Genomic DNA, 5,722 nt, shown 5'->3' with positions numbered 1-5,722 from the left:
GGCGAGAGGGAGTGAGGTGTAGATATTGACACCAAAAAGGCACTCCCTTATACTTGAGAGAAAAAGGTGCAAAAATCTATTGATAAGATTAGCGGTCAGGAGGGGTAAGGGCAGTATATTATATAATATATCTAAGTAGGAGAAAAATATGCGTAGAAATACAAAAACAATGTATGAGTGGAGAAAGGTATATAGGGATAAAGAGGAGCTGATGTTGGAGAGAGGTTTTCCAGAGGTCAGCCCCCATGAGTTCTATCGTGACTTGTTCCCAGAGGGGAGCTTACAGAGTGCAGAGCATGACGGAAAAGGAAATGTGATTGCAACCCAGATAAGACCATCTGGAAAGGGAAGAACGAAGCAGTGGGTTATAGATGATAGTCTGAATATGCTTGATAAGGTCATAGGGGACGAGTTCGGACTGATACCGCCTATCACGTTCTATGGCAAGACACACACGAAGCAGAACGCACATGAACTGTATGCGGTTGCAATAGATATTGATTATGTCGGAAAACAGCAGTTGAAGAACCTCTTGAAGCAATTCGGGAACGGAGTACAGCTCCGACCGACCTACCTTGTGAGTTCTGGAAAGGGTGTCCATGCCTATTACTTTTTGAAAGAGCCAGTACAGTTGTATCATAATCTGGAAGATACCCTTGCGGAGCTGAAAGAAGCATTTATCCGCAGACTATGGAACGATACGAGCAGTATCAGACCAGACAGCCCAGATATAACAGGTATCTATCAAGGCTTTAGGTGTGTTGGGAGCCAGAGCAAGCTGGGGGCAGACTTCCCAGTGAAAGCCTATAAGATGTCGGATAACCGCTATACTCTGGAAGATATAAAGGACAGCATACCGAACTGTAAGGTTGATTTATCGGTACTTACAGAGAAGCCGAAGAAAGAAAAGAGTAAGCTGTCACTGGACGAAGCAAAGAAGCTGTACCCAGAGTGGTATCAAGAGCGAGTTGTAGAGGGCAGACCGAAGAAAAAAGGCACATGGGTGTGTAATGAAGCCCTTTATGAGTGGTGGAAGAACAAGATTTTTACCGAAGTAAAGGTAGGCGGTAGGTACTTCTCAATCATGGCATTGTGTGCGTATGGCTTGAAATGTGGCATATCTGAAAGACGAATAAGGCAAGATGCCTATTCATTTTTGGAGCATCTGGAGAGCCTTACAGATGATGAGGACAACCATTTTACAAGGGAAGATGTAAAGGACGCATTGAAAGCCCTCAAAGCTGATAACAAGCTACTTTCGACTATGGCAAGCCGAGAATGGATAGAGAAGCAGACGAAAGTTGTCATACCGCCAAATAAGAGGAACGGCAGAAAGCAAGCCACGCACTTAAAAATCGCACGTTTTACCCTTGAAACAATGAATGAGGACAGGGGCAAAGCTCTACAAGGGAGACCAGACAAGGCGAAGATTGTCGAAGAATGGAGAGAAAGCAACCCTCTGGGAACAAAAGCGGACTGCATCCGAGAGACAGGACTTGCAAAGCATACGGTTTATAAGTGGTGGAAGTAGGGCATACTTGAAATGCTGAAAGGCATATGCTATAATGCCAGTAGGCAAGAAAGACGAAAGTGCTCATTGTGGCACGCAAAAAGCCCCGGAGTTGCGACCTCCGGGGCTTTTCTATTCCGTTGTGGCAAGGTGGCTTATGCCTTAGGCTGGCTACCGCCTATTTATCTCCGTCCAGCCATTTGCAGATGTAGTAGGCGACTACACTTGCCAAGACAGAGAGTAAGAAAGACGAAAATATACTCATGGTGGCACACCCCCTTTCTGTACCTGTATAGGGGTGGTAGCGTTGCCCATTATACCATAGTGGCAGAAATGCCACAAGAAGCCATTTCCCCTTGTTTATTATCAGAGCCATAAGGAAAAGAGTGTCAAGGGCGGTCGAAAGACCGCAGCGTTTACCCTTGATACTCTTTTTTGTTGGCTATCATGCCGGAGGGGGAAACGGCTGTCCGTCCGTTCCGTCACTTCCCCTTGTGCTTCATTGTCTGTTCCGGCGGAAGAAAGTAAAGGGTGGTCTGCGACCATTTTTTATCTGCTGCATTCGCTGATCGGCAAGCCGAAGCTCATACTGCAGATAAAAAACAAGCCCTTGACTGTCTCCCTCCTACACTTCCAAAGTCGCCCAAGAGGAAGTAAGCTCCACTGTATTTCTGGCGAAATCCACGCACGAATATATCCGCTTGACAAGTGGCTATCACTATGCTATATTATGTGTAGCGGATATATTGCAAGTTCCCTAAAGTGATAGCCTAACGGCTACACTTTAGAACTTGTGAGGGTGGCAAAGCCCCCCTTCAATCCCCCTTTGAGTGACCGCAGATATGCGGTAAATTGTTGAGTGATAGCCAAGAAGAAAGAGAGGTAAAAGCATGAGTTGGGGCGAGGAACAGCAGAAAGAAATTGAGACAATCAGAGAGAGAAAAATCACAGTGAAATTGTCGGACGCAGATTGTGACCGACTGGCGAGAAAGTGTGGGAAGCATGGTCTGACAATCGGAGAGCTGATAGAGAATTTTGTCGGAGATTTGGTGGGCGGTACTTACTCCAATGGAAGTGATGAAAGAGATTATGCTGACCAGTGGTTCGAGCGTTGTTGGTTCGGAATGTTCCCAGAGCCTACACTGCTGAATCACTTATTGAATTTGGGTTATGAACCAGAGCATTATCTGGATATGTTGGAGAACGTAGAGACAATAAAATCCGACATTGAAATTACTAAACAGAACATAGCAGAGCCAAGTGATGAATGGAAAGACATTGTGTACCACAAGTATAATGATGATTTTACAAGCTATGAGTGTGTGCCTTGTTACAATAGTGTTGATGAATATATAGCAAGCGAAAAAGAAGATTTAGAAAGCTATAAGGCAGACTTAGAAGAAGCACTGGAAGAACTGAAAGACATGAGAGCGGACTGGAAGCCAGAGAAAGAGCCGAACATGAACGAGGAAATCGAACTCATTAAGAAGTGGGTAAAGGAAAGAGAGGACTTCATCAATGAATAGGACAAGACCGAAGCAGATAGTTATAAGAGTGTCAGAGGAAGAACTTGCACAGATAAAAGAAAAAGTAGAGCAGTCTGGAAAGAGCCAACAGCAATATATCATTGAAGCCCTCACACAGTCGAACATTGTCAATCTGGACGGACTGAAAGAGATATATCCAGAGCTGAAAAGGCAAGGCAACAATCTGAACCAGATAGCCAAGAAGCTGAATGAAAATGGATATGTGGACTATAAGCAAGAGCTTCCTAACACCATGAAAGAGGTGAGAGAAGTATGGCAGTTATTAAAGCAGTATCTTCAAAAGCAGGCATAGGGCAAGCACTGGACTATGTGACAAAAGAGGAAAAGACAGAGGATAAGCTTGTCAGCGGTCTGCACTGTGAACCAGATACAGTAAAGGACGAAATGCAAGCCACCAAGGAACTATGGGAGAAAACCGGGGGAAGGACATACAAGCACTTTGTCCAGAGCTACCATAAGGACGAGAAAATCACGCCGGAGCAGGCACACAGGAACGCCTTACAGCTTGCAGAGAATACGTCGGCATGGAAAGGGTTTGAGGTGCTTGTGGCTACCCATAAGGACAAAAAACATATCCATACGCACTTTATCGTCAATTCCGTCAATTTTGAGGACGGGCACAAGCTGCAGTGGAGCAGCGCCGACCTGCAGGAGCTGAAGGAGCGGTGCAACGCACAGAGCAGGGAGCAGGGGCTACACGTCTCAGAAAAGGGAAAGACCTTTGAAGGAGCGGAACGTGAGGAAACAGTGGCATGGAAAAAAGAGACGTACCAGCTTCTGAAGCAGGCGGAGCAGGGGAAAGTGAAAAGCTATGTCCAGGACATTGCCCTGGCAGTCCTGGACTGTAAGGAAACAGCGACCAGCCGGGAAAGCTTTATTCGGCTGATGAATGAAAGAGGGTACGGAGTGGACTGGCAGGACAGCCACAAATACATCACATATACCGACTTAGCAAGGAAGCAGGCAGGAGAAAAGGCTTGCAAAATTCGTAATAATAAGCTGGAAAAATACTACAACATGGGTTTTGGAAAGGAGGAACTGGAGCATGAGTTTGAGAGAAATGCACGAACAGCAGAAGTCAGAGCAGGCAAGTCCGAGAGAACGGATCCAAGAACTGAACCGTCAGAGCCGGACAGAGCTGGAGAACAGCCTGCTGAAGGAAGCCTTAGCTTTGTCGAGCGAGAGCTGCGAGGAATTGATGAAGCAGTCAAATCAAGGACAAGCAAGGGCAGAGCAGAACAGGCAGAGAGACGCCGAGCTGAGCAGGCAGCTCATCAGCGAGCTGAAGAAGCAAGTCGAGCAGTTAGAGAACAGCAACGAACTACTTCAGAACGCCATATCAGCCGGAATTGGGAGCCTGAGAGATGAGGTCAGAGAAAGTACCGTCCAAGAGGTAAAAAAGGCGTTACAGGCGAATATAGAGGCGGTACAGAAGGCAACAAAAGCTCTTGAAAAGCAGTCTGATACGCTTACAAGCGTAATGAAGCAGAAAGTCCGGGAGCTGGAGGAAAGCAAAAACAGCTTTTTCAGATATGAGGGCTTGAAGATATACCTGTTTTGGGGCGGTATGGTCTGTAATATTGGGACGTTTTTGATAGTGTTATATTATTTATTTGTCAAGTAAAGTTTTATAAAAATGTTATATATAATTAATGTTTTTTTGTTGAAAATATAGTATAGTAAAACAAAAAGGAGGGGATGCCAATGTACTTGTTGCTTTAGATGCTATAAAAATACATTGACATAGGAGGAAAATTAATGAGAAATATTCGCAGATCTGTAGCGTTAGCTTTGGCAGCAATAATGATGATGGCTATGAATATGGTTAGTTTTGCAGCAGATACAGCTCCTGCTGAAACCGAGGCGGTAGAATCGGTGACTCGTTCAACTAATGGAGAATCTGTTTTGCTGGATAAAGTATATTTTGCGTGTGATGGAAAAAACACAATTTCTTCTCGAGAACCTATTCCTGCTACAGCTTTAGATATTGAAAATAGAATTTTAGGAAGTATGGAGTATTTTTATGATGGTTTAGATTCATCTGGAAGACCGCAGTACACAGTTAAGGCATCTATGACGTCTAATCCATTAAAATTAAAATCCAGTAAACTTGTAACAAGAGCTGAAGGAGTAAATAGTTGGCATACAAATGAAGAAGATCATAATGGGTATACAGGAACTAATTCTCGAAGCTATGTATATACGACTCCGAATCCACCATCAAATCCATATTGTGAAGCAATATTAACCGCAACTGATGAGAAAGGTGACGAATACGCAGTATGGAAAGGAACTCTTCGTGATGCTAAGTAGAAAATACTGAAATATTGGTAAGAGTAGTGATGAAAATAAGAGGGAGTGAAGTGAGGATGAGATATTCTTAATTCACTCCCTTTTTTTAGAGGTCAAAAAGGTGCAATAAATTCATTGATAAGATAAGCGATAAGGGCGAGAGGGAGTGAGGTGTAGATATTGACACCAAAAAGGCACTCCCTTATACTTGATGGAAAAAGGTAAAATACTTCATTGATAAGATAAGCGGTGAAGGCGAGAGGGAGTGAGGTGTAGATATTGACACCAAAAAGGCACTCCCTTATACTTGAGAGAAAAAGGTGCAAAAATCTATTGATAAGATTAGCGGTCAGGAGGGGTAAGGGCAGTATAT

General features: G+C 44.1%; 6 protein-coding genes. 5 read left to right on the top strand and 1 reads right to left on the bottom strand.

The genetic code is table 11. The annotated features are described in order from the left end of the window. Positions 1-148: 148 nt before the first annotated feature. The 5 genes from H8S80_RS33765 to H8S80_RS33745 all read left to right on the top strand — a co-directional run bounded on the left by H8S80_RS33765 (position 149) and on the right by H8S80_RS33745 (position 5,370). Entirely contained in the window at positions 149-1,531 is a 1,383-nt protein-coding gene (locus H8S80_RS33765; protein ID WP_002595441.1) for a hypothetical protein, read from the top strand. Positions 1,532-2,400: 869 nt separating this feature from the next. Further along, entirely contained in the window at positions 2,401-3,036 is a 636-nt protein-coding gene (locus H8S80_RS33760) for a hypothetical protein (RefSeq protein ID WP_002595442.1), read from the top strand. Next, on the top strand, positions 3,029-3,349 hold the full coding sequence (locus H8S80_RS33755; RefSeq protein WP_002595443.1) for a plasmid mobilization protein: 321 nt from the start codon (positions 3,029-3,031) through the stop codon (positions 3,347-3,349). Before H8S80_RS33760 ends, H8S80_RS33755 begins: the two co-directional genes overlap by 8 nt. Beyond that, positions 3,310-4,425: a relaxase/mobilization nuclease domain-containing protein gene (locus H8S80_RS33750; protein WP_002595444.1), complete on the top strand. Its 1,116-nt coding sequence runs from the start codon at positions 3,310-3,312 to the stop codon at positions 4,423-4,425. The genes H8S80_RS33755 and H8S80_RS33750 overlap by 40 nt, the downstream gene beginning before the upstream one ends. Positions 4,426-4,815: 390 nt before the next feature. Continuing rightward, on the top strand, positions 4,816-5,370 hold the full coding sequence (locus H8S80_RS33745) for a hypothetical protein (RefSeq protein ID WP_002595445.1): 555 nt from the start codon (positions 4,816-4,818) through the stop codon (positions 5,368-5,370). A 92-nt stretch (positions 5,371-5,462) separates the two neighbouring features. Here H8S80_RS33745 and H8S80_RS34060 read toward each other — a convergent pair. Continuing rightward, positions 5,463-5,722 (bottom strand): hypothetical protein (locus H8S80_RS34060; RefSeq protein ID WP_207729925.1); only part of this gene is annotated, 260 nt, incomplete at its 5' end.

The sequence above is a fragment of the Hungatella sp. L36 genome (genome assembly GCF_014288035.1).
Note: the sequence above shows the minus strand (reverse complement) of the source record. Positions and strands in the feature narration are given on the sequence as shown.